Raw genomic sequence first — 21,682 nt, 5'->3', positions numbered from 1 at the left:
GTGAAATAACTCATTTACTTAAAACAAATGGTGTTATTTAATGTTTACGTCTTTGACTTTTTGATAGCCAGTTGCCTCTAGCTCGTCGTTAACGCAATTCAAAACATATTTTTTCATCTCAGATGCTTGTACATCATCATCTTTTGCCCAATCAAGGCACATTTGAGTTAACTCTTGAACCAAATCTGCAGGCGCGACTGGTAACTCTTCATCCGCTTGTACTTGTACACAAGCAAAAAGAGATAGAGCGATTAATGATGAAACTAAGGTTTTCATTCGTGTTACCTGTTAGTTGAAAGAACAAGCATGTTTTAAAGCAAAATTTAAAATAAGGAAAACGAATTAATTTTCTCCTTAAGAGCAGAAAATTGATTCAAATTTACATTAATAAATGGTGAGAAATACAAGCGTTGATGCTACATTTAAAGGTTAAGTAAAACTAACTAAACATGGTGAAAATCAAAAACATGGAGCAAGAAACTAAGTCTGCGAATGAGCAATTTAATCGTTATGAATATCTCTTAGAAAGAACCTTATTTAAAGGAAGATGGCTGTTAGCGCCTTTCTTTGTTGGCCTACTGCTCGCGATTGTGTTGTTGTTACTTAAGTTCTTTAAACAGCTTTATGTGATGACCATCAGTGCGCTGACGGCGACAAACCAAGAGTTACTCATTGGTATCTTAACATTGGTTGATACGGCTTTACTGGCCGGGTTGTTGATCATTATTATTTTTAGTGGCTACGAGAATTTCGTTTCTAAGCTCAATGTTGAGCCCCAAGAAGATAAGCCGACTTGGATGGGAAAGGTTGGCTTCTCGGGCCTTAAAATCAAATTGATCAGTGCCATCGTAGCAATATCTGCGGTAGAACTACTCAAAGTCTTTATCCATTCTCAAGACTTAACCAGTGAGCAGCTTGCTTGGAAAGTAGGCATACATATTACTTTCGTGATCTCTGGGGTGTTGTTTTCGGTTACCGACTTTATTAATAGTCGAACCCACTCCCATTAAATATAGCGGATAAAAAGAGTGATAATCGACTTATGCTCACTATCACTCTTTTATGCTTATTAGCACAGTCTTTGGTTCGTGCTACGCCTATATGAGCAACATCTCGGATCCGAGCACGTCTTAGTCAAACTTTCTATTACTGTAAAGGAGCAATGAAGTGGCTACCACAACATAGCCCAATAACAGATATAGAGTGGCAACTGAGTGTTCGTGATTTAACAGGTAAGATTTAAACGCACTATGTAAAATGATTACGAACATGCACGAAAGTGACAATGTAAGGGCGCTCGTTATGATGCTCCCTAGCGCAACGCAAAGAATAAATCCTGCAACCGAGCCGATAAATATCATAAGGTAGAAAACCACAGTCTCAAATGTGGTAAGGAAGCTGCAAACCAGCAGTACTGTAAGTTGAAACAAAGATAAGCAAAAGCCAAGCTTAACTGCTGCAACGTGATAGGCCTGTTTAATTGATTTTAGGCTTGAATAGACAGGTAATAGATAGAGCTGGTCCCATGTCATTTTTGTTTGTAGTTTGGACCAACAGACAAAAATAGCGACCATCAAAACAAGCATATCGGTAAAGCCAGTGATAAATTGAATTGTGACTCCAAAAAAGCCGACTGCCACAATGACTAAAAGCCCTGAGAGAAAAAATATTTGACAAGTTTGTATCAACAGGTTGCCTGAAAAATAGCTCATCGGCATAAAAAATTGCCTAAACCGCTGAGTGAGGAAATCAGGGGTAAAGGTATTACTCGGGAGCCAGCCAGTCTGTATATTATTTATGTAGGTTTGATATGCCAAATGATGCCATTGACAGTTATTATTTCGTGTAATCAGCAGATAAACTGCCACTAATATGAAGGGAATGGCGAGTAGTGCTAAAACTTGTGGAGTATCGCCAAAAAACATAGCGAGCATGAGTACGAGCATGAAAACGTAGCTATTATGTTTGAAATAAAAGCTATTTCGAATACATAATAAAAAGAAGCTACCACCAAAACTCGTTGCAAACAACATGGCATAGGCAACTTCTGGCGCGGGGCGGTTGAAAAGAGCGAGTGCATTGAACATGTAGCCAACGACTAGTATTACAAGTCCTTGTAAGTATACGTGCCGTTTAATTGCAGGGAATAGTAATGCGCTTTCCTGTGCTTGTAATTTCACTAACTGCCAGCAAAAAGCCATCCATAAGGCGCTGATAGCAAAGACCAAGCTAAATGTTTGTATGTTTTGCTCTTCTATTAAGGTTAATAATGGTGTAGCAATAGAAGCTAAGATCCCCGGAATGAAAAAATTTGCAGAGCCACACTCTCGTAACCAAAAGCCGGAAAACCCTGTCCACCAATTGCGCCGAGTTAACGTGCTCATGTGTGTAGCTCCACAAAAAGTTGTTCAAGGTTGCTATGGCTTTGCTGTAGGCCCGTTGGCCAATTTGAGCCGTCTTGAGCTTGGTAAATACTAAAACGTTCAGATTGGTGAAGCAGCTCTGCTGATGGAAGGTTGTTTGTAAGGTGATGCGGAACAAGTCTAATCTGTTCCTTCAGTGTATCTAGTTCGCCAGTAACCAATACCTTACCATCTTTAATTATAGCAATATGACTCGCGACGCGCTCAACGTCAGATGTAATATGCGAGGAGAAAAGTACACCAGAGCCGGACTCAAGCGCTAGCTCAAATAAGTCCGACATAAATTCTCGGCGTGCGATGGGGTCGAGATTTGAAACAGGCTCGTCAAGGATCAGTAACTTAGGTCGATACGACATCGCCATTATCAGCGCTAAGCTTTGTTGCTGACCAACTGAAAGGTTACTTACTAGCTTGTTTTCATCTAACTCGAAGCGAGAAAGCCACTCTTGTTCTAGCGTGTTATCCCAATTTTGATAAAAGCTGCGGTGCAGTGCGAGGGCGTCTTTGACTTTAAAACCTTGATAACCACAGGGTTGCTGTGGCACATAGCCAATTTGGCTCTTGCATGTAGGACTCAGCTCTAGATTGCTGCTGTTGAGGCAGCTAACTTCACCACTATTTTGTTCGATTAGTCCAAGTGCAATTCGCAGTAGCGTAGTTTTACCTGCACCGTTTCGTCCCAGTAGACCCATAACCATACCAGGTTCAATAGTAAGGTTTATGTTTTCAAGAACAGACTTGTCGGAAAATTGTTTATGGATTTTGGTGAATTGTAGTAGTGGGCTTGTCATTATTCTTGTCCCCAGTTTTTATCTATCAATGATATCAACTCAACCTTGGTGATCCCAAGTTGTTTCGCATCATTAATTAAAATATCTAGGTTTTTGTTGAGCAGACTATCGGTCTGTTGTGTGGTTGGCTGTTGTGCTACTCGTGTCGGCTGACCGCGTCTTCGTTCAAGCCAACCTTGATCGACAAGTTGCCCGATTGCTCGAGAGACAGTCATCGGATTTACCGAGAAATGTTCAGCTAGCTTTCTTACAGAAGGTAGCTCTTCTCCGGCTTGTGCTTTACCTGACACAATTAAACGCACTACCTGATCAAATAGCTGCTTATAAATCGGCTCTGCGCTGTTGGGGTTGACATGAATAAGATCTAGCATTACTCTAATTCTACTGTATTAATACAATAATACACTGATACACTCACTTAAAGTTAGCATACTGACCGTGAGTCAACAAGGAAATAACTATGAAAAAGCCATTTAAGTTTAAGAAAAGCTTAGTAAAGCTAGCGCTGCTTCCTCTCGTTTTAGGAGCTGTGCTGCCATTACAAGCAGCAGCATCAACAGCAGAATTATCCGCTTGCTATGCAAAGGGACTCGATGATAGAGCACAATGCGGAAAAATCTCACAACCATTAAGTGAAACCAAAACAGAACAAAAAATTGATATTCACTTTATGGTTATTCCTGCAATAAAACAACTTTACCCACAAGAAGCAATTATTGCGTTTGCAGGGGGACCTGGACAATCAGCCACCGAAATCGCAGCAAACTTTGAAAGAATTCTTAAATACGCGAGAGAAAATAGAGACATTATACTTGTTGATCAACGGGGAACTGGAAAATCCAATCTATTGCAATGTGATATGGATAACCTTGAACAACAATTTGCGCTAAATGATACTTTGCTGGGTCTCGATTTTTACAAAGAAGACGCCCTAAAGTGCAAAGAAAAACTAGACACAGATCTTTCCGATTACACAACTGTTGCGGCAGCAAAAGATTTTGACGCGGTAAGAACCGCACTCGGTTATAGCAAGTTACACTTATACGGTGGCTCATATGGAACACGCATCGCACTTGAGTATATGAGACAGTTCCCTGATAGTGTTGCATCGGCCGTGTTAGATGGTCTTGCACCCAATAACCAAAGTTTAATGGCGATTGGTGGTGCGATAGAAGAGTCATTGAACGCCCTATTTGCACAATGTGAAGCCGATAAAAAGTGTGCAAATAATTATCCTAATCTAAAGCAGCAATGGCAAAGCTTGCTGGAGCAAGTTGGGCAAACGCCGATAGAGGTTTCTGTGCTTCACCCCAGAACCAGTAAACCGCTCGCAATGACGATGACCAAAATGAAGCTATTTAGCGCGATTAGGATGGCGCTTTACTCTCATACCTCCCGAGCATTGGTGCCGCTTGCGATTAGTGAAGCGACTAAAGGCAACCTTGCTCCTCTAGTTGGCATGATGGCACCAAGTGAAGACGGCCTTGGATTGGCCATGGGGATGCATCAGGCAATTGTATGTGGGGAAGATTGGCCACGATTAACGGCTGCGGACAAAGCGAAATATAGTGAAAACTATATGGGTAAGATGATGATTACAGGATTGGATGCGACGTGTCCAATTTGGAATGTGAGTCCGGTGTCGAGTAGTTACTATGAACCCGTTGCGTCCGATATTCCAACCTTACTACTTTCTGGCGGATTAGACCCAGCAACGCCTGCTCAGTGGGCCGAAGTTGCGATGGAAAAACTAAACAATGCCACACACTTAGTTGCACCAACGGCAACGCATATTGTCGCAGGGCAAAGCTGTGCTAATAAGCTTATTGCTAAGTTTTACGATGAAAAGACAGTGGGAGACTTTGATACCAGTTGTCTTGAAGAAGACACACGCAAACAATTCTTTATGAACATCAATGGTCCTGCAACAGCTAATAAGGAGTAACTCATGATCCAAGTAGATAACTTACATAAAAAGATTGGTGAAGTGAACGCGCTAGACGGGCTGTCATTTACCGCTCGTGATGGTCAAATTACGGGACTATTGGGACCCAACGGAGCTGGTAAAACGACTTGCTTACGGACCGTATTTGGCCTGCTTCAAGCTGATCAAGGTATGGCGTCTATCGATAGTATTGATGTTGCCAAAGAGCCAACCAGGGCAAAACAACAATTAGGATTGTTCCCTGACCCATGTGGGCTCTACGAGCGCATGACGCCGCGTGAATATACCCAATTTTACGCTGAACTAAGTGGAATGGACGCAAAATCGGCCGCTACAGCGACGCAAGAAGTATTAGAAAAGCTACAAATGTTGGATATCGCGGATAGACGCTGTAAAGGCTTTTCACAAGGCCAAAGAATGAAAACGGCGTTGGCACAGGCAATCGTGCATAAACCAACGAATATTGTACTTGATGAGCCAACACGTGGTTTAGATGTAATGAGTACCAGAGTGTTACGGGATTTGTTGATGATGCTTAAGGCGCAAGGCCACTGTGTCTTATTTTCTAGCCACGTGATGCAAGAAGTTGCAGCACTTTGTGATCATGTGGTGGTCATGGCGAAAGGCAAAGTGGTCGCGGAAGGTTCTCCAGAGGCCCTATGTGAACAAACAGGTAAAGCGTCGCTTGAGGAAGCTTTCATTACCCTGATAGGTACAGATGAAGGAATTGCAGCATGATGAAATTAATCTCAGTTTTATTTAAAAAAGAAGTGTTAGACGCAAGCCGCGACAAACGTTCAGTGATGGCTGGCCTTTACTATTGTATCGGTGCACCTATTCTAATGTGTGTATTGTTTACCGTCATGTTTAAGCAAATGGCTTCGCCTGAAGCACTCAAAATCACCATTAATAATGCGGAGAATGCGCCCAACTTAGTACAATTTTTAGCGAGTAAAGAAATTGAACATGGTGAAGGCGAAGAGGTTAAAGCCATTACCTTGGAGATCAGCGAAGATTACCAAGAGAATATGATGCAAGGTAAGAGCGCGACGGTATTTATCATTGCTGATAAATCGGAGCAAAAGTTACGTTCATCAATTAACCGGCTAGAGCGTAACCTCATGTTATACAACAGCGAAGTCGCTTCATTGCGATTAGTCGCGCGTGGTATCGATCCGACTATTGCACGTGCGATTGATGTCCAAACTTATGACCAAGCGACACCGACCTCTAAAGGTGGCTTCGTATTAGGTATTGCAACATTATCTATTATTATTTCGCTATTTTATGCGGCGATGGGTATGGCGATTGACAGTAGTGCAGGGGAGCGTGAACGTAACTCATTACAGCTATTACTTAGCCATCCGATCAGCACCATGCATATTGTGTTAGCTAAAGTGGGGGCAATCGCAGGTTTTTCTATCATTGCTTTAGTGTTAACCACCATAGTATCTAAGTTTGCTTATAATATGGTGCCATGGGAAATGATGGGCTTTACAGTGGTCATTGGTCCTAAATTTATTATTTCAGCAATTATAATTGGCCTGCCTATTGCGTTAATGTCTGCCAGTTTATTGATATTTATCTCTTTCTTAGCTAAATCATTTAAAGAAGCGCAATCTTATGTGGCGATGGCGCTGTTCATTCCAGTAATGATGAGTATGGCAACGACCTATGATATTGCTACCGACATTATGCAGTGGATGCCGATCGCAGCGCAGCAAAATGCAATGATTGAAATCATTAAAGGCAATGCGATACCAGTACCACAACTATTATTGTCGAGCGCGGTCACACTGGGGTTGTTTGCTATTTTCACCTACCTAAGCAGTCGTATGCTAAAAAGTGAAAAGGTAGTGTTCGGCCTTTAATTTATTTGTTCCCAACTATGGCGCCCAAAGCGGCGCCATTTTTGTATTTTACCTCATCTTAATTTCACGTATAATCGGCGCCCCATAATTGATGTAGTAATGTACTAGCGCGATAACGCGCACAGTACGCAGTTGAGTAAGTATGAATACGGCACCTAACACCATGACAGAGCAAGATAATCGCAAAGAAGTTTTAGAGTTTAATAAGCTGCAAAAGCGTCTGCGCCGTAATGTCGGCAACGCCATCAAAGATTACAATATGATCGAAGAAGGCGATGTGGTGATGGCTTGTATCAGCGGTGGTAAGGATTCATTCGCTATGCTGGATATTTTACTTAGCCTAAAAAAAGCGGCACCAATTCACTTTGATGTGGTCGCGGTCAATCTGGATCAAAAGCAGCCTGGGTTCCCAGAGCATATTTTGCCTGAGTACTTCGAAACGTTAGACATTCCTTATTATATCATTGATAAAGATACCTACTCAGTCGTAAAAGAAAAAGTACCAGAGGGCAAAACGACTTGTGGACTTTGTTCACGCTTGCGCCGTGGTACTTTGTATTCATTTGCTGAAAAGATTGGCGCGACAAAAATTGCACTGGGTCATCACTTAGATGATATTGTTGAAACGCTGTTTTTAAACATGTTCTACGGCGCGAGAATGAAAGCGATGCCACCCAAACTACGTTCTGATGATGGTCGTAATGTGGTGATCCGCCCACTCACTTATGCACGTGAAAAAGATCTTATTCAATACGCTGAACACAAGGATTTTCCTATTATTCCGTGCAACCTATGTGGTTCGCAAGAAAACCTGCAACGTCAAAATATTAAATCTATGTTGGTTGAGTGGGACAAGAAGACGCCAGGTCGAGTAGAGAATATTTTCAAATCAATTCAGAATGTTAGTCCAAGCCAACTGGCTGACACTGAACTCTTTGATTTCGAAAGTTTGCCTCTAGATAGAGACGGTGAGCGAGAAGCTTATGATTTTAACGAAGCAGTGGTTTCCTCGACAAACATTGATGAATCATTGTTCATTGATGTAACCAATATTTAATTCTCAATAGTGATTTACCCAGACTAGCCTAAATAGTCTTATACTTCTTAACTATTTTACTTTTTGGCTTGCACAGCTCAAGTAAACGGAATGTGTGGCTGTGTATTTGCCGCACATTCCAATCTATACTTGGGATCAGCTCTTTTCTCTAGCAGCTGTTATTCCGAGTCTACGCCTCAGTCTTCTAATGGGGATTTATAGCCATCAGGCTTTAGTGCTAAGACATCACAATCTAAGCTATCAATCACATGTTCAGCAGTATTGCCAACCAGCGCTGCACTCAGTCCAGTGCGACCGACAGTGCCAATGACCACCAACTCAGCGTCTTTTTCTTTAGCAACGTAGGGGATAACGTCCTCTGGTAGACCTTCTTTGATGATGCAATCGCTTTTATCTATTGAATAAGTTTCTGCGAGTGCAAATGTCTCGTCTTCATGGTGTTTTTTCACGGCTTCATTGTATTGCGATGGGTTAAACTCGGGAATTTCAATGGCAATATTAACAGGCGTTGCTGGATAGGTGTTTACCAGGCTCAATTTGGCATTGGCTAATTCACATAAAAACTGAGCATCCGTAATGATACGTTTATTAAGTTCTTGATGTTGCTCGTTATCGCTGACAGAGTTTACCGCTGCAATAATGTTGCCTTGATCTGGCCAAGCGTGATCTTTAACCAGTAATAGAGGCGCAGGGCATTTGCGAATTAAATGCCAATCGGTTGGGGTGAAGATCACTGATTTCAGGGTGTCGTGTTGATGCGTAGATTTAATGACCAAATCATAATCATGCGCAAGCACGGTTTTGATGATCGCTTCGTAGGGGCGATTGTGCCACAACACTTTAGTTTGGATACTCACATCAGAAAAGTCCTTAACCATATCGGCAAGCCATGCTTCTCTGTCTTTGATCACCGCTTCACGCATTGCTTCACGCTCGTCTTTAGACAACATCGTGGTCATTTCATAGGAGAAGTCATAAATAGACATAAATGCAGTGATGGCTGCACCGGTACGCTTGGCAAGATTGATAGAGCGTTCTAAGCTATTTTGGCGCTCTTTAGTTGGATCAATTACGGTGAGTATACTTTTGATTTTATCCACGACTATCTCCTTAAAACGGTATACAAATAAGGTCAGAAGCTTTTCACCTCTGACCTTATTGAGTGTAACCGATCCTATCTAAGGATAAAGTCTTAACGATAAATAGTTTGTTCTAAATCAAGATGCAATCGCGGCTGTTTCAGCTAGGGCTGCAGCATCAATAATGGTAATGAACTTGCCTTCGACCTTTATTGTTCCAGCTTTTTGGAAACGGCTGAGTAAACGACTAATGGTTTCTACAGTAAGACCCAAGTAGTTACCAATTTCACCGCGCGTCATCGTAAAGCGGAATTCTTTACGAGAAAAACCACGCTCGCCAAAGCGATTTGAAAGGTTATAGATAAAAGTTGCTAAGCGTTCTTCAGCAGTCTTTTTATTCAGTAATAACAACATTTCTTGGTCGTAATTGATTTCACTGCTCATTAATCGCATGATCTGTTGGCGCAGTTTTGGCAGCTTACCAGCTAACTCATCAAGGGTGTCAAAAGGGATTTCGCATACCATAGAGGTTTCTAAAGCTTGTGCGAAGCTTTGGTGCTGCATTTTATTAATGGCATCAAAACCCACAAGATCGCCCGCAAGGTGAAATCCTGTGATCTGCTCATCACCTTGTTCAGACAGTGTGTAGCTTTTAAATGAGCCGGAACGAACGGCAAAGATAGCATTTAATGGCGCACCTGACTCGAAAAGAAAATCTCCTTTATGAAGCGGCTTTTTACGTTCAATGATCTCATCTAGCTTGTCCATTTCACTGCCATTGAGCGAAAATGGGAGACAAAGCTGACTGATACTGCAATTATTGCAGCTGATTGTGCATTGGCTCTTTGAGCGGTTTTGATTACTTAAGTCCATAAAATTTCCATAAGTCTATGACGCACGTGAAGGCAACCTAGTACAAAGCATAACGGTTTTGATACTACAGATCGCCACAAACTCATATGACACGCAAAAGAAAATTTGGTTATCAATTGGAGCTCCTAATCTCAAAGCGCTAACCAATAATCTTAAATGATGAGTTTGCTTAGATAAGGATAGGTTAATGTACTAACTTATCAGTTGCAATAATAATTAAATAAACACCATACCAAATCAATAAATTACCCATAATAATACGTGTAACTAAATGATTTATAAACTTTTGTAGCAGCTGAGCCGATTGCCCTATTACAATCAGTGCAGGCATTGTGCCGACACCAAAGGCGAGCATAATGAGTGCGCCTTCAGTTGCTGATCTCGCTTGTAATGTCCATGTTAAGGCCGAATAAACTAGGCCACAGGGTAGCCACCCCCATAAGGCGCCGTAGCAAAACGCTTTGGTTTTTGTATTGACTGGGACTAAGTAGCGATTGAGCTTAACAATATGTTGCCAAATTAAGCTTTTAGCAAACGACTCTAGCCATTTTAAGGTGCTGGCTAAGCGCATTACGTAGATAGCGACAAGCACCATAAAAATACCACTCATCAATTGTAATATAATGGCGAGAGATGTGTTTTGCTTGGCGAGACTTGCCCGAGTAGGGCAACAAGGCTGCCAGCAAGCGCATAGCTGGAGATACGTCCGATATTATACAACAGGGTAACAATCACCGCAGAAAGTTGCTTGCTCGCCAGTTGTAGCGAGCTGGCAATACCGCCACACATCACCAAGCAGTGGCCACTTCCCGCAAGCCCCATCACAAATGCACTCAGCAAGCTTATCTCATTCATGCTATTTGTCGTTATTACTCTTGTCATTTGATGGTTTTACGGACTTATCACCCGTTTGCGCTTTATCATCATCGAATAAGATGCTGTGGCCCTGTTTATTCAAATCTGAAAATTGTTCGCTTTTTACTGCCCAAAAGAAAATACCAATAGCAATAATGACGAATAAAATGGCGATAGGTATTAATACGTAGATGATACTCATAGCTTTAATAACCTTAATGAATTACCGATCACGATGATCGAGCTGGCTGACATGCCAATAACTGCTATCCAAGGTGGAATAAGGCCAAGTGCAGCGAGTGGCAAAATGGAGCCGTTATACAAAAGTGATATGGTTAAGTTTTGCTTTACTATTCTGCGCGTTTGTTTCGCTACTTGCTGAAGGGCTAGAATGGCATTCAAATCGCTATTTAACAACACCACATCAGCGGTATTTTTTGAGATATCAGCGCCAGTATCCATCGCAACTGACAAGTGAGCGCTATTGAATACTGGGCTATCGTTGATGCCATCACCTACCATAGCGACAATCTCGCCTTGTTTGGACCAAGCCTCAACGGCTTGTTGCTTAATCTCTGGTGTGCAAGCGCTTTGGTAGCTATCTAATGCTAACTGCTGCGATAACTCTTTACCTGCATTGGAGCTATCCCCAGTTAGCATATGGCATGTAAGGCCCGCTTGTTGTAACTGTTCAACAACTGTTTCTGCATTGCTTTTTACTTTGTCATTGAAGTAAAAGTCAGCGACTGCGTTGTTATCAATGAACAAGGTTGCTTGAGCAAATGACGCGTGGTTATCAAACCAATGGCTTTTCCCAAGGGCAATAGTGATTCCTTGCCAGTGACCACGGATACCTGAACCAGCCACAACTTCAACATCTTGGACTAGGTTTTCGGTTGGGGTGATATGTGCAAATGCGCGAGCGATAGGGTGCTCAGAAAACCGCTCTAACGCTGCTGCAAAATCCAAGACTTGTTGCTCGTTATAGTCAGTTTGTAGCAATTCGATATGTTTGATTGAGAAACGGCCTTCGGTCAGTGTGCCTGTTTTGTCAAAGGCAACACGCGTTAATTTGGTTGCCGTTTCTAATACATGGGCCTCTTTAATCAAGATCCCTTTCTTTGTAAGTGACGCCACGGCGCAAGTCAGCGCGGTGGGTATAGCTAGGCTCAATGCACAAGGACAGGTTGCTACTAGCACCGAAATCGTGACCCAAAAAGCCTTATCTGGTGAAATGGGATACCAGCCGATGGCGGTAATTGAGGCAAAAACTAATAGACAGGCAACAAACCACTGCGCGACTTTATCGGTGATTTCCACCAACTTAGGGCGTTTGGTAAGTGCGTTATGTTGCAGTCGAATAATTTGGTTGAGCAGGGTATTTTGCCCAATTTTATTGATCTCTAACGTAATTATACCGTCGTGATTCACGGTTCCAGCATACACTTGATGGCCTTGATATTTCTTAACTGGCAAATGTTCGCCTGTCATCATCGACTCATCAACTGTGGTATGGCCTTTGATCACTAAGCCATCCGCGGGGATAGTTTCTCCAGCCTTAACTAATATCAGATCGTTCAGTTTTAGCTTTTTGGCGGCAATATGTTGCTCATTGTTATTCTCATCAACCTTTCTGGCGGTCAATGGCAGCAGCTTTTGCAGGTTTGCAGTAAACTCACTGGCTTTTAATCTGGCCCTGAACTCAAGGTATTTACCTAACAACAGCAAGAAGGTAAACATACAGATGGATTCAAAATAGACTTCGCCGACTTCCATAAAAGTCGCGTAAGTACTGGCACCGTAAGCTCCGAATATAGCAAGTGAAACAGGGAGATCCATATTCAGTTGTTTAGCTTTCAGCCCTTTAACCGCATTCGTTAAAAATGGCATCGCTGAATACAGAATAACAGGAGAGGCAAGCACGAGACTTATCCAACGAAAGTACTGTTCAAAGTTCTCTTCCATGCCTGAAAACATGCCAAAGTACATGGCAAATGCAAACATCATCACTTGCATAGTCATGAGGCCAGCAACGCCTAAACGACGGATGTATGCTTTCGCTACGGCTTGTTTCTGTGCAGCTTCTTCATCGGCTTGAAATGGGTAGGCCTTATAGCCGATTTCCATCAAAGATTTAATGATATCGCTAAGCTTAACGTGTTTATCTTGCCATACAATCATGGCGCGGTGAGTGGAGGTGTTAACATCAACACGAACGATACCACCGAGCGCCAGCAGTTGCTTTTCGATAAGCCAAGCACAAGCGGCGCAGCTTATTCCTTCAACACTGAGGAGTACCTCTTTATGTTCTCCGCTAATTTCGACGAAGTCCTCTTGGATCTCGTCGTGATCATAGCTGAGTAGCATTTTGAGTTGTTCAGGTACAAGCTCTTCAACTTTACCTGCACTTTCTGTGCGGTAAGTATAGTAGTCACTCATACCTTGAGAAATAATGGTTTCGGCAACGGCCTGGCAGCCAATACAGCAAACCGGTTGTGCGCTACCCTCAAAGGTAACCGAGCCTACAAACCCTTTAGGAATAGGCTCCAAACAATGAAAACACGAATTTGCCATGGCAGCTTACTTATACTGTGGAGTGACCGCGATAATACCATCATGTGGCAGTTGGATTTTTTCTTTCATTTTCCAACTGTTGTCCATAGGCTCTATAAATACCGTGAATACACCGCTATGTGGTTCATCAAATAAGCCAGTAAACTCGCCGCTGGCGTTTTTAGTCAGCGTGACTGCAAAATCGTATTTCTCAATAGTGCGGTGGTAAAACGAAAGCTTTAATGCATGAACTTTAGAAGCGTCGCCCTTGGTAAATTTAAAGGTGACTTTTTGCTCTGCTACTTGCAGGTCACCATGTAAATAGAGCGCTTTTGCTTTATCAAACTTACTCAGCTCTAGATTGATTGCTTTACCTTTTTTGTAGTAGTCATCAACGACCATATCAGGACCATTACCGACTGCAAACGTGATGAGAAAAACACAGGCAACGACAGTAACGAGTGGGAAAAAAATTAAAAACCAAGGCCAAAAATTCTTATACCAAGGGGTAGGGTTCATAGTTGCTCACATGGCTATAAAACTTGCTCGTATTCTACCGTAAGTTGCGGTAAATACCTAAAAAAAAGCCTCCAAATGGAGGCTTTTTTGATCTCAAATAATGTTCTAAAAGCTAAGCTTATTGGTCTTGTGACAAGCTATAAACATACGCTGTTAGAAGGTGTACTTTATCTTCACCTAAGATATCTTTCCATGCTGGCATAACACCCGCACGACCGTGGCGAAGTGTGTCTTCAACTGCGCGTTGAGAACCACCGTATAGCCAGATATTATCGGTTAAGTTTGGTGCACCGAACGGCAGGTTATGTGCAACAGAACCTTTACCATCCATACCATGACAAGCTGCACACATTGCAAACTTAGCTTTACCTGCTTCAGCATCTTTTTGGTTAACAGTACGTCCAGAAAGGCTTAGTACATAAGCAGTCATTTCTTTTACGCCTTGATCACCAAGTGCATCTTGCCAAGCTGGCATCGCTGCAACACGACCGTTAAGCAGTGTTTCTTTGATCTTGTCAGGCGTGCCACCATATAACCAGTCTTTATCAGTTAGGTTAGGGAAGCCTGCGCCCCCACGAGCATCAGAGCCATGACACTGAGCACAGTTTTGCGAGAATAAACGTTGACCGATTTCAAGTGCTTCTTCATTCTTTGCAAGCGCAAGTACGTCTTGCTTTGCAAATTCTTGGAAGATAGGGCCAAAACGGTCTTGTGCTGCTTCAACTTCTTTATCAAGTTGTACCCACTGGCCATTTTCATGTGCTTCAGCGACTGCTTTCTTAGACTCTGCCAAGGTAGTAATACCTTGGTTAGAGCTCGTCCAGTTTAAGAAACCTTTAAAGTTACCAAGACCTGGGTAAGCAGCAAGATAATATACTGACCAAACAAAAGTCGCGAAGAACATGTAAGTCCACCACTTTGGTAGTGGATTATTTAATTCCTCAATTCCGTCGAACTCGTGACCACAGCTTTCGCCTTCTTTGACACCTGTGTAGTTTTTCAGGTTCCAAATTAGCAGGCCGAAAATCAGAGCTAGACACGCTAGGGTTAGTACAATAACCCAAATACTCCAAAAGCTAGTCATTTTTCAGACTCCTTTTCCTCGTTAGAGATAGTGTTGTTATGTTTTTTCTCATCTTCAAAAATGGCATTAGCAGCGTCGTCGAAACGGCGCTTAGAGCGCTTGCTATATGCCCACACAACAATCACTATAAACAGTACCAAAATTACCAGAGTCAAAATGCCTCTGTATGTGCCGTAATCCATAACAATTACTTCAAATGTGTGCCAAGTTGTTGTAAGTAAGCGATAAGTGCTTGCATTTCTGTCGCACCTTCACCACCGTTCATCGCGTGGATTTCATCCACTTGCGCTTGTAGTTCAGCATCATCACCGTAGCCTTTGCCATTGTAGCGGTCTGACGACTTATCAATACCAAATGCATCACGGAACACTTGTAATTTTTTCAGAGTATAAGTGGTATCTACTTTAGTGCTATCAAGCCAAGGGTAGCCTGGCATGTTTGACTCAGGTACCACCGAGCGAGGATCCATTAAGTGCGCATAGTGCCAGTCGTCAGAATAACGCTGACCAACACGTGCCAAATCTGGACCTGTACGTTTAGAGCCCCACTGGAATGGGTGATCCCATACTGACTCACCGGCTACAGAGTAGTGACCGTAGCGCTCAACTTCATCACGGAATGGACGAACCATCTGTGAGTGACAGTTGTAACAACCTTCACGTACGAAGATGTCACGACCTTCCATTTCAAGCGCGGTAAGCGGGCGTAAGCCTTCTACTGGCTGAGTGGTATCTTTTTGGAACATTAGTGGAGTAATTTCAACTAGTGCACCGAAGCTAATCGCGAATACCGTTAGGATAGCCATCAGGCCAACGTTCTTTTCAACGATTTCGTGTTTGTTTGTTGAGTTATTGTTGCTCATACTCAATACCCCTTAAGCCACTTGCGGGTTTGCATCAGTGGCAAGTTGACCACTTTTTGCAGTAACCGTACGGAATACGTTGTAAGCCATTACCAGCATACCAACTACGATGAATACACCGCCTAGGAATCGCATGATATAGAAAGGCTTAGAAGCTTCTAGTGACTGAACAAAGCTGTACATTAATGTACCGTCAGCATTTACTGCGCGCCACATTAGGCCTTGCATAACACCAGAGATCCACATTGCAACGATATAAAGCACAACACCAACAGTGTGTAGCCAGAAATGCGTGTTAACTAGCTTGATGCTGTACATGTTACCGTGACCAAATAGGGCAGGGATTAGGTGGTAAATTGCACCGATAGAAATCATCGCAACCCAACCTAGTGCACCAGAGTGTACGTGACCTACTGTCCAGTCTGTGTAATGTGAAAGCGCATTTACAGACTTAATAGCCATCATTGGGCCTTCGAACGTAGACATACCGTAAAACGATAGAGACACAACTAAGAAACGCAGTACTGGGTCAGTACGTAGTTTGTGCCAAGCGCCAGACAGCGTCATGATACCGTTGATCATACCGCCCCAAGAAGGAACGAATAGGATAACTGACATCACCATACCTAGAGACTGTGTCCAGTCAGGTAGTGCGGTGTAGTGAAGGTGGTGAGGACCTGCCCAAATATATAGAGAAACAAGAGCCCAGAAGTGAACAACCGATAGACGGTAAGAGTACACTGGACGACCTGCTTGTTTTGGTACGAAGTAGTACATCATACCTAAGAAACCAGCGGTAAGTAGGAAGCCTACTGCGTTGTGACCATACCACCACTGAACCATCGCATCTACTGCACCTGCGTAGATTGAATAAGATTTAGTAAGTGATACAGGAATAGCCATACTGTTTACAATGTGAAGCACTGCAACAGTGATAATGAAACCAGCGTAGAACCAGTTTGCTACATAGATGTGTGACACTTTACGCTTGATAAGAGTACCAAAGAATACTACAGCATAAGTAACCCATACTACCGCGATTGCGATATCAATCGGCCACTCTAGTTCAGCGTATTCTTTTGAAGAAGTAATGCCCAGAGGAAGCGTGATAGCCGCAGATACGATAATGGCTTGCCAACCCCAGAAGGTAAATGCGGCAAGTTTGTCAGAGAACAGGCGCGTTTGACACGTGCGCTGAACAACATAGTAAGAGGTTGCAAATAGTGCACTTGTACCAAATGCAAAGATTACTGCGTTCGTGTGTAACGGACGAAGTCTAGAGTAAGTTAACCATGGAATGTCGAAGTTTAACGCAGGCCACGCAAGTTGCGCTGCGATAAATACACCTACACCCATGCCAACAATGCCCCAAATCACTGTCATGATAGCGAATTGGCGTACAACTTTATAATTGTACTCAGTTTGTGATGCTACTGTTTGGCTCATTTTCTGGATTCCGCTGCAATTTATTGCGATTAGAAATGAATTACCTGAATTACAGGCCCTAGTTATATTTCTTCAAGCCCGTCATGTTTTAACTCAAAAGATGAGTGAAAACCTAACCAGCCCGAGAAACCTTTATTTTTGCGAGGAAATGATAATTTTTTTGCTTATGAAAAGATACCTAAAACGCCTAAAATTATGACATCAATCAAGTTTTCACGCGCTTTTTGTTCGCTTCTTAAGCAACCTAGCATTTGCCCTGAAACTTGCGTACACTGCGCAGGATTCAGAAGTGACGGTAAATCCCTCATGATTGCAAAGCAATTAACAATCGGGTTGCTAGGTGTTTTCCTCGTGGCCTGTTCAGACCCGACTATTATTATACATGAAAGTTCAGAAAAAAGTGAAAGTTCAGTAACAAGAAATGTCTGTAATTTTTCAACGCCCTGTGATTTAACTCCACAAGTGCAGATTTATCTAGGCTCAGAGCAGGTTCAACCTGAAACAGAATTTACCATTGGGCTAAAAAGTGCGACTAAAGTAGAGGTCGTTTCGGCATGGCTTGAGGGAGAAAATATGAACATGGGGAGAATTCCCGTGTTCTTTGACAAAAACACACTGATAGCAAAAACCATGGTCGGTGTTTGCACGGATAAATCTATGCGTTGGATTTTACGTTTAGCGCTAACCGTTAACGGCCAGTCTGTTACTACCAGTCATCCAATAGCTGTAAACTACCAATGAATAAATCTGTTTTTATCGAATACCTCAAGTTTGCACTTGAACAAAAGCTGATTGAAGCCACTGAAGCGGCAAACAGTGCACGTGCTGATGCTACCCATGAACAAAGTGCTGCTGAAACACAATATGACTCGTTGAGTATCGAATATGGGTATTTGGCAGAAGGACAAAGTGAGCGCGTTGATGCCATGCATTTGGCAAAACAAACAATATTGAATCAGTTGGCTCTAGCTGTAAGCAATACAATTGCACATAACGCACTAGTTGAAATTGAAGACGAGCAGGGCAACTGTCATTGGTTCTATTTTGCGCCTTGCGAAGGCGGACTAAAAATCCAATATAAAGAAACACCAGTGTTGGTGTTAACGTTTGATGCGCCCCTTGGCAAGCGGTTAAAGGGGTTGACGGTAGACGAAGATATTTCATTTTTCTTCAACGGCCAACAACAAATGTTAACCGTGATGCAAATACTGTAGAGTGGTTTAACCTAGGGCCTGTTTACGAGAACAATTTCTTTCTTACTATTGCCCGATATGTGCTTGGTGATTTTCCCATTAATTGCCTAAACACTCTGCTTAATTGCCCTTGTGAATTAAATCCAGAAGCGAGGGCAATATCTTGAATGGAGAGATTACTGCTCGCGAGTAGCTCTTTGCACATCTCAATACGCACCTGTTGTAAGTAGGCAACGGCGGTTTGTCCTGTTGCTTGTTTAAAGCGGCGGTTAAAGGTGCGATAACTCAAATCAAATTGCGCCGCGACAGCGGGTAAAGAGATTTCCGATGCGGCGTTATTTTTCAGCCAAAATAGAATTGCGGCAATTTGCTCGTCAGCATGACGGTCCACAGCCCCTTCTAAATAGCGCTGTTCTTCGTATGGTTTACGAATTTCATGAGAAAAGTTTTGCTGCACATGGTGTGCGGCATCTATCCCGTACAGTAGTTCAATAATATGTACAATAACATCAGCCAGCGCATTTAAGCTGGCTACAGTGTAGATCCGCTCTGATTGAGTGATAAAGTAATCCGGTTTTAATTCAACATTGGGGTATAGCTGAGAAAATTGTTTGGCAAAATGCCAGTGGGTCGTTGCTGAATGCCCGTCAAGCAGGCCTGAACTTGCTAAAAAGCAAACACCTGTACCAACACCTATCAGTGTGCTTCCTGCTCCCCATGCATCCGCAAGTGACTCACTCAGCGCTTGGTTTTGTCTTACAATAGGTCTTGGATTTCGCCATATACTTGGCACAATAATGTAGTCATATAAAGGCAATGAGCTAAAGTCACTTTGTGCCTCAAGTGTCAGGTAATTATCGGCGTTGACCGCCTCGCCTTGGCTGCTGCAAAGGAGAACTTCTAAAGGAACATAAGCCTCTTTTAGATGTACTTTAGCAAAGGCTTGTCCGGCTTTGAGCATTTCCAGCGGTAAGGTGACACTGGTAACGAGCATATGCTTGTAAAGCACAATGGCGACCTTAGTATAGGATTTCATCTGCTCCGACCTCTTAATTTTGGCGAAAAATGATTTATATGTGGCGTATTTTGTAAAAACTTAAATTCGAATGCAATTAAAATCAAATCATTATCTTAGTTCAGAAGTAGGAACGACATGACAGCATTGCCAATTATTGTAGGAATGGGGGGAATTAACGCCGCGGGGCGCACCTCTTTCCATCAAGGCTACAAACGTATTGTACTTGATAAGCTAAATGCTAAAGACCGACAAGAGACCTATTTGGGCCTTGCGAGTTTAATGAACTTAGTGCGTTATGAAGATGGCCAGCTGATTGACCAAAACGACCAAGTCGTTCAAGAGATGGAGATTGAGTCGCGTTTTGGTGAGCAGATCTTAGCGGGAACGTTGATCCGTAAAATCGAAAAAAACCATTTTGATGTAGATGCGACCCCTTGGCAGCAAAAGCTCACAATGAAAGCAAATGATGATAGCAAGATAGTATTCAGTTGTCGTAAACGTGACTTACCAGAGCCTGTTCCTGCAGCTTGGCAAGTGATTGAGCTCGATCCAAAAACGGTTGAAGTAACCATTGCGGACCAGATTGAAGTTAAGCACGATAGCTATAGAGACAATCCAATTAAAGCCGCAGGTCAATTACCAACAGGCTTTGAGCCGTCACTCATGTATAACAGCCGTTACCAACCACGCGGTCTTCAGGCGACGATTTTTGCTGCAACCGACGCTATCCGCTCAACGGGTCTTGAGTGGGACAAGGTAATGAACAGCGTGCGACCGGACCAAATCGGCACTTACTCCGCCTCTGTGGCAGGGCAAATGAATGATGAGGGCTTAGGTGGATTAGTACGTAGTCGTTTGCGTGGCGACCGAGTAAGCACTAAGCAGTTAGCGCTAGGACTCAACACCATGTCCACTGACTTTATCAATGCTTATGTTACTGGTAGCGTTGGCACAACATTTACGACATCAGGTGCCTGTGCGACGTTTCTATATAACCTCCGCGCTGCAGTGAATGATATTCAGGCTGGCCGTACTCGAGTGGCGATTGTAGCCAGTGTTGAGTGTGCCATTACACCAGAGATCATCGAAGGCTTCGGTAATATGGGCGCACTCGCAAATGAAGAAGGTTTGCGTAAACTTGATGGTACTGAGCATGTAGATTATCGCAAAACAAGTCGTCCTTTTGGTGAAAACTGTGGCTTTACAATTGGTGAAGGGGCACAAGTGGCGATTTTGATGGATGACGCCTTAGCAATTGAACTTGGCGCGCAGATCATGGGCTCGATTGCTGACGTATATGTCAATGCAGACGGCGTGAAAAAGTCGATTACGGCACCTGGACCTGGTAACTATATAACCATGGCAAAATCGGTCGCGCTGGCTCAGCAAATCGCAGGCACAGAGGCTTTAGTAAAACGCAGCTTTATTTTGGCACATGGCTCAAGCACACCACAAAACCGGGTTACTGAGTCGCGTATCTATCACAAAATTGCAGAAACCTTTGCGATTAATGGTTGGAAAGTGGCGGCGCCAAAAGCTTATGTTGGTCATACCATCGCGCCGGCGTCTGGCGACCAGCTTGCGATGGCACTTGGGGTATTTGAATACAATATTATGCCCGGGATCACCACAATCAATGCAGTAGCAGAAGATGTTCACGCCGAGCATTTAGATATTCGTACCGAGCACTATGAGTGCGAGCCAATGGATATCGCCTTTATAAACTCCAAGGGCTTTGGCGGCAACAATGCAACGGCAACTGTACTTTCTCCAAAGCTCACGAAGCAGCTACTAAGCAAGCGCTATAGCCAAGCTGAGTTTGCAAATTATGAGCAACAACTTGCCATTACAACACAAAGGCAAATTGCATATCAGCAAGCGGCCGATTATGGTCAGTACGAACTCATTTACCGTTTTGGCAATGGCATGATTGATGAGTCTGAATTGAATTTAAGTCAGCAAGAGTTAGCCATTCCTGGGTTCGAGCAAAGTATACAGCTTTGTCCAACGAATCCATACGGCGATTTAATCTGATGATTTGATACAAAGAATAATGTTAAGCAAGCAAGGCGTACAGGGAGTACGCCTTTTTATTTTTAGCTTAGTGCTCAAA

General features: G+C 43.0%; 22 protein-coding genes and 1 pseudogene. 8 read left to right on the top strand and 15 right to left on the bottom strand.

The window, feature by feature from the left end:
* Positions 1-33: 33 nt before the first annotated feature.
* Complete coding sequence (locus tag GSF13_RS16195; RefSeq protein ID WP_010373953.1) at positions 34-276, bottom strand: hypothetical protein; 243 nt, start codon at positions 274-276, stop codon at positions 34-36.
* Positions 277-449: 173 nt separating this feature from the next.
* On the opposite strand from GSF13_RS16195, the gene GSF13_RS16190 reads away from it, so the two are divergent.
* The gene (locus tag GSF13_RS16190; protein WP_010605024.1) at positions 450-1,010 is read left to right on the top strand and encodes a TIGR00645 family protein; all 561 of its coding nucleotides are present in this window, start codon (positions 450-452) and stop codon (positions 1,008-1,010) included.
* Between the two features lie 120 nt (positions 1,011-1,130).
* Here the strand turns inward: GSF13_RS16190 and GSF13_RS16185 are convergent, their stop codons facing one another.
* From GSF13_RS16185 to GSF13_RS16175, 3 genes are read right to left on the bottom strand one after another with little or no spacing between them, the layout of a single operon-like run.
* Complete coding sequence (locus GSF13_RS16185; protein ID WP_211866287.1) at positions 1,131-2,384, bottom strand: hypothetical protein; 1,254 nt, start codon at positions 2,382-2,384, stop codon at positions 1,131-1,133.
* Positions 2,381-3,214, bottom strand: a complete 834-nt coding sequence (locus GSF13_RS16180; protein ID WP_010605022.1) for an ABC transporter ATP-binding protein — start codon at positions 3,212-3,214, stop codon at positions 2,381-2,383. The genes GSF13_RS16185 and GSF13_RS16180 overlap by 4 nt, the downstream gene beginning before the upstream one ends.
* Positions 3,214-3,585, bottom strand: coding sequence for a GntR family transcriptional regulator (locus tag GSF13_RS16175; protein WP_010605021.1), 372 nt, complete (start codon positions 3,583-3,585; stop codon positions 3,214-3,216). Before GSF13_RS16175 ends, GSF13_RS16180 begins: the two co-directional genes overlap by 1 nt.
* 89 nt (positions 3,586-3,674) lie before the next feature.
* Here GSF13_RS16175 and GSF13_RS16170 point away from each other — a divergent pair, with 89 nt between their 5' ends.
* The 4 genes from GSF13_RS16170 to ttcA all read left to right on the top strand — a co-directional run bounded on the left by GSF13_RS16170 (position 3,675) and on the right by ttcA (position 8,087).
* On the top strand, positions 3,675-5,159 hold the full coding sequence (locus GSF13_RS16170) for an alpha/beta fold hydrolase (RefSeq protein ID WP_211866285.1): 1,485 nt from the start codon (positions 3,675-3,677) through the stop codon (positions 5,157-5,159).
* A 3-nt stretch (positions 5,160-5,162) separates the two neighbouring features.
* Positions 5,163-5,897 carry an ATP-binding cassette domain-containing protein gene (locus GSF13_RS16165; protein ID WP_095729531.1) on the top strand — a complete coding sequence of 245 codons (735 nt, stop codon included), beginning with the start codon at positions 5,163-5,165 and terminating at the stop codon, positions 5,895-5,897.
* Complete coding sequence (locus tag GSF13_RS16160; RefSeq protein WP_211866283.1) at positions 5,894-7,030, top strand: ABC transporter permease; 1,137 nt, start codon at positions 5,894-5,896, stop codon at positions 7,028-7,030. The genes GSF13_RS16165 and GSF13_RS16160 overlap by 4 nt, the downstream gene beginning before the upstream one ends.
* A 163-nt stretch (positions 7,031-7,193) precedes the next feature.
* Positions 7,194-8,087: a tRNA 2-thiocytidine(32) synthetase TtcA gene (gene ttcA / locus GSF13_RS16155; RefSeq protein ID WP_010373971.1), complete on the top strand. Its 894-nt coding sequence runs from the start codon at positions 7,194-7,196 to the stop codon at positions 8,085-8,087.
* 176 nt (positions 8,088-8,263) lie between these two features.
* Here the strand turns inward: ttcA and uspE are convergent, their stop codons facing one another.
* From uspE to ccoN, 10 genes and pseudogenes are all read right to left on the bottom strand, one after another.
* A complete protein-coding gene (gene uspE / locus GSF13_RS16150; protein ID WP_010605017.1) occupies positions 8,264-9,187 on the bottom strand; it encodes a universal stress protein UspE in 924 nt (307 codons plus the stop codon).
* Positions 9,188-9,304: 117 nt separating this feature from the next.
* Entirely contained in the window at positions 9,305-10,039 is a 735-nt protein-coding gene (locus GSF13_RS16145; protein ID WP_010373979.1) for an FNR family transcription factor, read from the bottom strand.
* A gap of 184 nt (positions 10,040-10,223) precedes the next feature.
* Positions 10,224-10,894 (bottom strand): annotated as a pseudogene (locus GSF13_RS16140) (sulfite exporter TauE/SafE family protein).
* Position 10,895: 1 nt separating this feature from the next.
* Positions 10,896-11,096 carry a cbb3-type cytochrome oxidase assembly protein CcoS gene (gene ccoS, locus GSF13_RS16135; RefSeq protein ID WP_010605015.1) on the bottom strand — a complete coding sequence of 67 codons (201 nt, stop codon included), beginning with the start codon at positions 11,094-11,096 and terminating at the stop codon, positions 10,896-10,898.
* Positions 11,093-13,468 (bottom strand): heavy metal translocating P-type ATPase, encoded by a 2,376-nt coding sequence (locus GSF13_RS16130; protein ID WP_211866281.1) that lies wholly within the window; start codon positions 13,466-13,468, stop codon positions 11,093-11,095. The genes ccoS and GSF13_RS16130 overlap by 4 nt, the downstream gene beginning before the upstream one ends.
* Positions 13,469-13,474: 6 nt before the next feature.
* Positions 13,475-13,966, bottom strand: a complete 492-nt coding sequence (locus GSF13_RS16125; protein ID WP_010605013.1) for a FixH family protein — start codon at positions 13,964-13,966, stop codon at positions 13,475-13,477.
* A 118-nt stretch (positions 13,967-14,084) separates the two neighbouring features.
* Positions 14,085-15,050: a cytochrome-c oxidase, cbb3-type subunit III gene (gene ccoP, locus GSF13_RS16120; protein WP_102056969.1), complete on the bottom strand. Its 966-nt coding sequence runs from the start codon at positions 15,048-15,050 to the stop codon at positions 14,085-14,087.
* Positions 15,047-15,232 (bottom strand): cbb3-type cytochrome c oxidase subunit 3, encoded by a 186-nt coding sequence (locus GSF13_RS16115; RefSeq protein WP_010373992.1) that lies wholly within the window; start codon positions 15,230-15,232, stop codon positions 15,047-15,049. The genes ccoP and GSF13_RS16115 overlap by 4 nt, the downstream gene beginning before the upstream one ends.
* Positions 15,233-15,237: 5 nt before the next feature.
* Positions 15,238-15,912 (bottom strand): cytochrome-c oxidase, cbb3-type subunit II, encoded by a 675-nt coding sequence (gene ccoO, locus GSF13_RS16110; protein ID WP_010373994.1) that lies wholly within the window; start codon positions 15,910-15,912, stop codon positions 15,238-15,240.
* A 12-nt stretch (positions 15,913-15,924) separates the two neighbouring features.
* Entirely contained in the window at positions 15,925-17,358 is a 1,434-nt protein-coding gene (gene ccoN, locus GSF13_RS16105; RefSeq protein ID WP_010373997.1) for a cytochrome-c oxidase, cbb3-type subunit I, read from the bottom strand.
* 306 nt (positions 17,359-17,664) lie between these two features.
* On the opposite strand from ccoN, the gene GSF13_RS16100 reads away from it, so the two are divergent.
* Entirely contained in the window at positions 17,665-18,099 is a 435-nt protein-coding gene (locus tag GSF13_RS16100) for a hypothetical protein (protein WP_010605011.1), read from the top strand.
* Positions 18,096-18,572, top strand: coding sequence for a transcription elongation factor GreAB (locus tag GSF13_RS16095; protein ID WP_211866279.1), 477 nt, complete (start codon positions 18,096-18,098; stop codon positions 18,570-18,572). The genes GSF13_RS16100 and GSF13_RS16095 overlap by 4 nt, the downstream gene beginning before the upstream one ends.
* Before the next feature lie 22 nt (positions 18,573-18,594).
* On the opposite strand, the gene GSF13_RS16090 is transcribed toward GSF13_RS16095, so the two are convergent.
* Positions 18,595-19,587 carry a helix-turn-helix domain-containing protein gene (locus tag GSF13_RS16090; protein ID WP_010605009.1) on the bottom strand — a complete coding sequence of 331 codons (993 nt, stop codon included), beginning with the start codon at positions 19,585-19,587 and terminating at the stop codon, positions 18,595-18,597.
* 117 nt (positions 19,588-19,704) lie between these two features.
* On the opposite strand from GSF13_RS16090, the gene GSF13_RS16085 reads away from it, so the two are divergent.
* Positions 19,705-21,603: a beta-ketoacyl synthase gene (locus tag GSF13_RS16085; RefSeq protein ID WP_211866277.1), complete on the top strand. Its 1,899-nt coding sequence runs from the start codon at positions 19,705-19,707 to the stop codon at positions 21,601-21,603.
* Positions 21,604-21,682 lie beyond the last annotated feature (79 nt).

This window comes from Pseudoalteromonas sp. M8 (assembly GCF_018141365.1).
GTDB lineage: Bacteria > Pseudomonadota > Gammaproteobacteria > Enterobacterales > Alteromonadaceae > Pseudoalteromonas.
The sequence above is the reverse complement of the archived record's forward strand: the minus strand, read 5'-3'. Positions and strand labels throughout refer to the sequence as shown.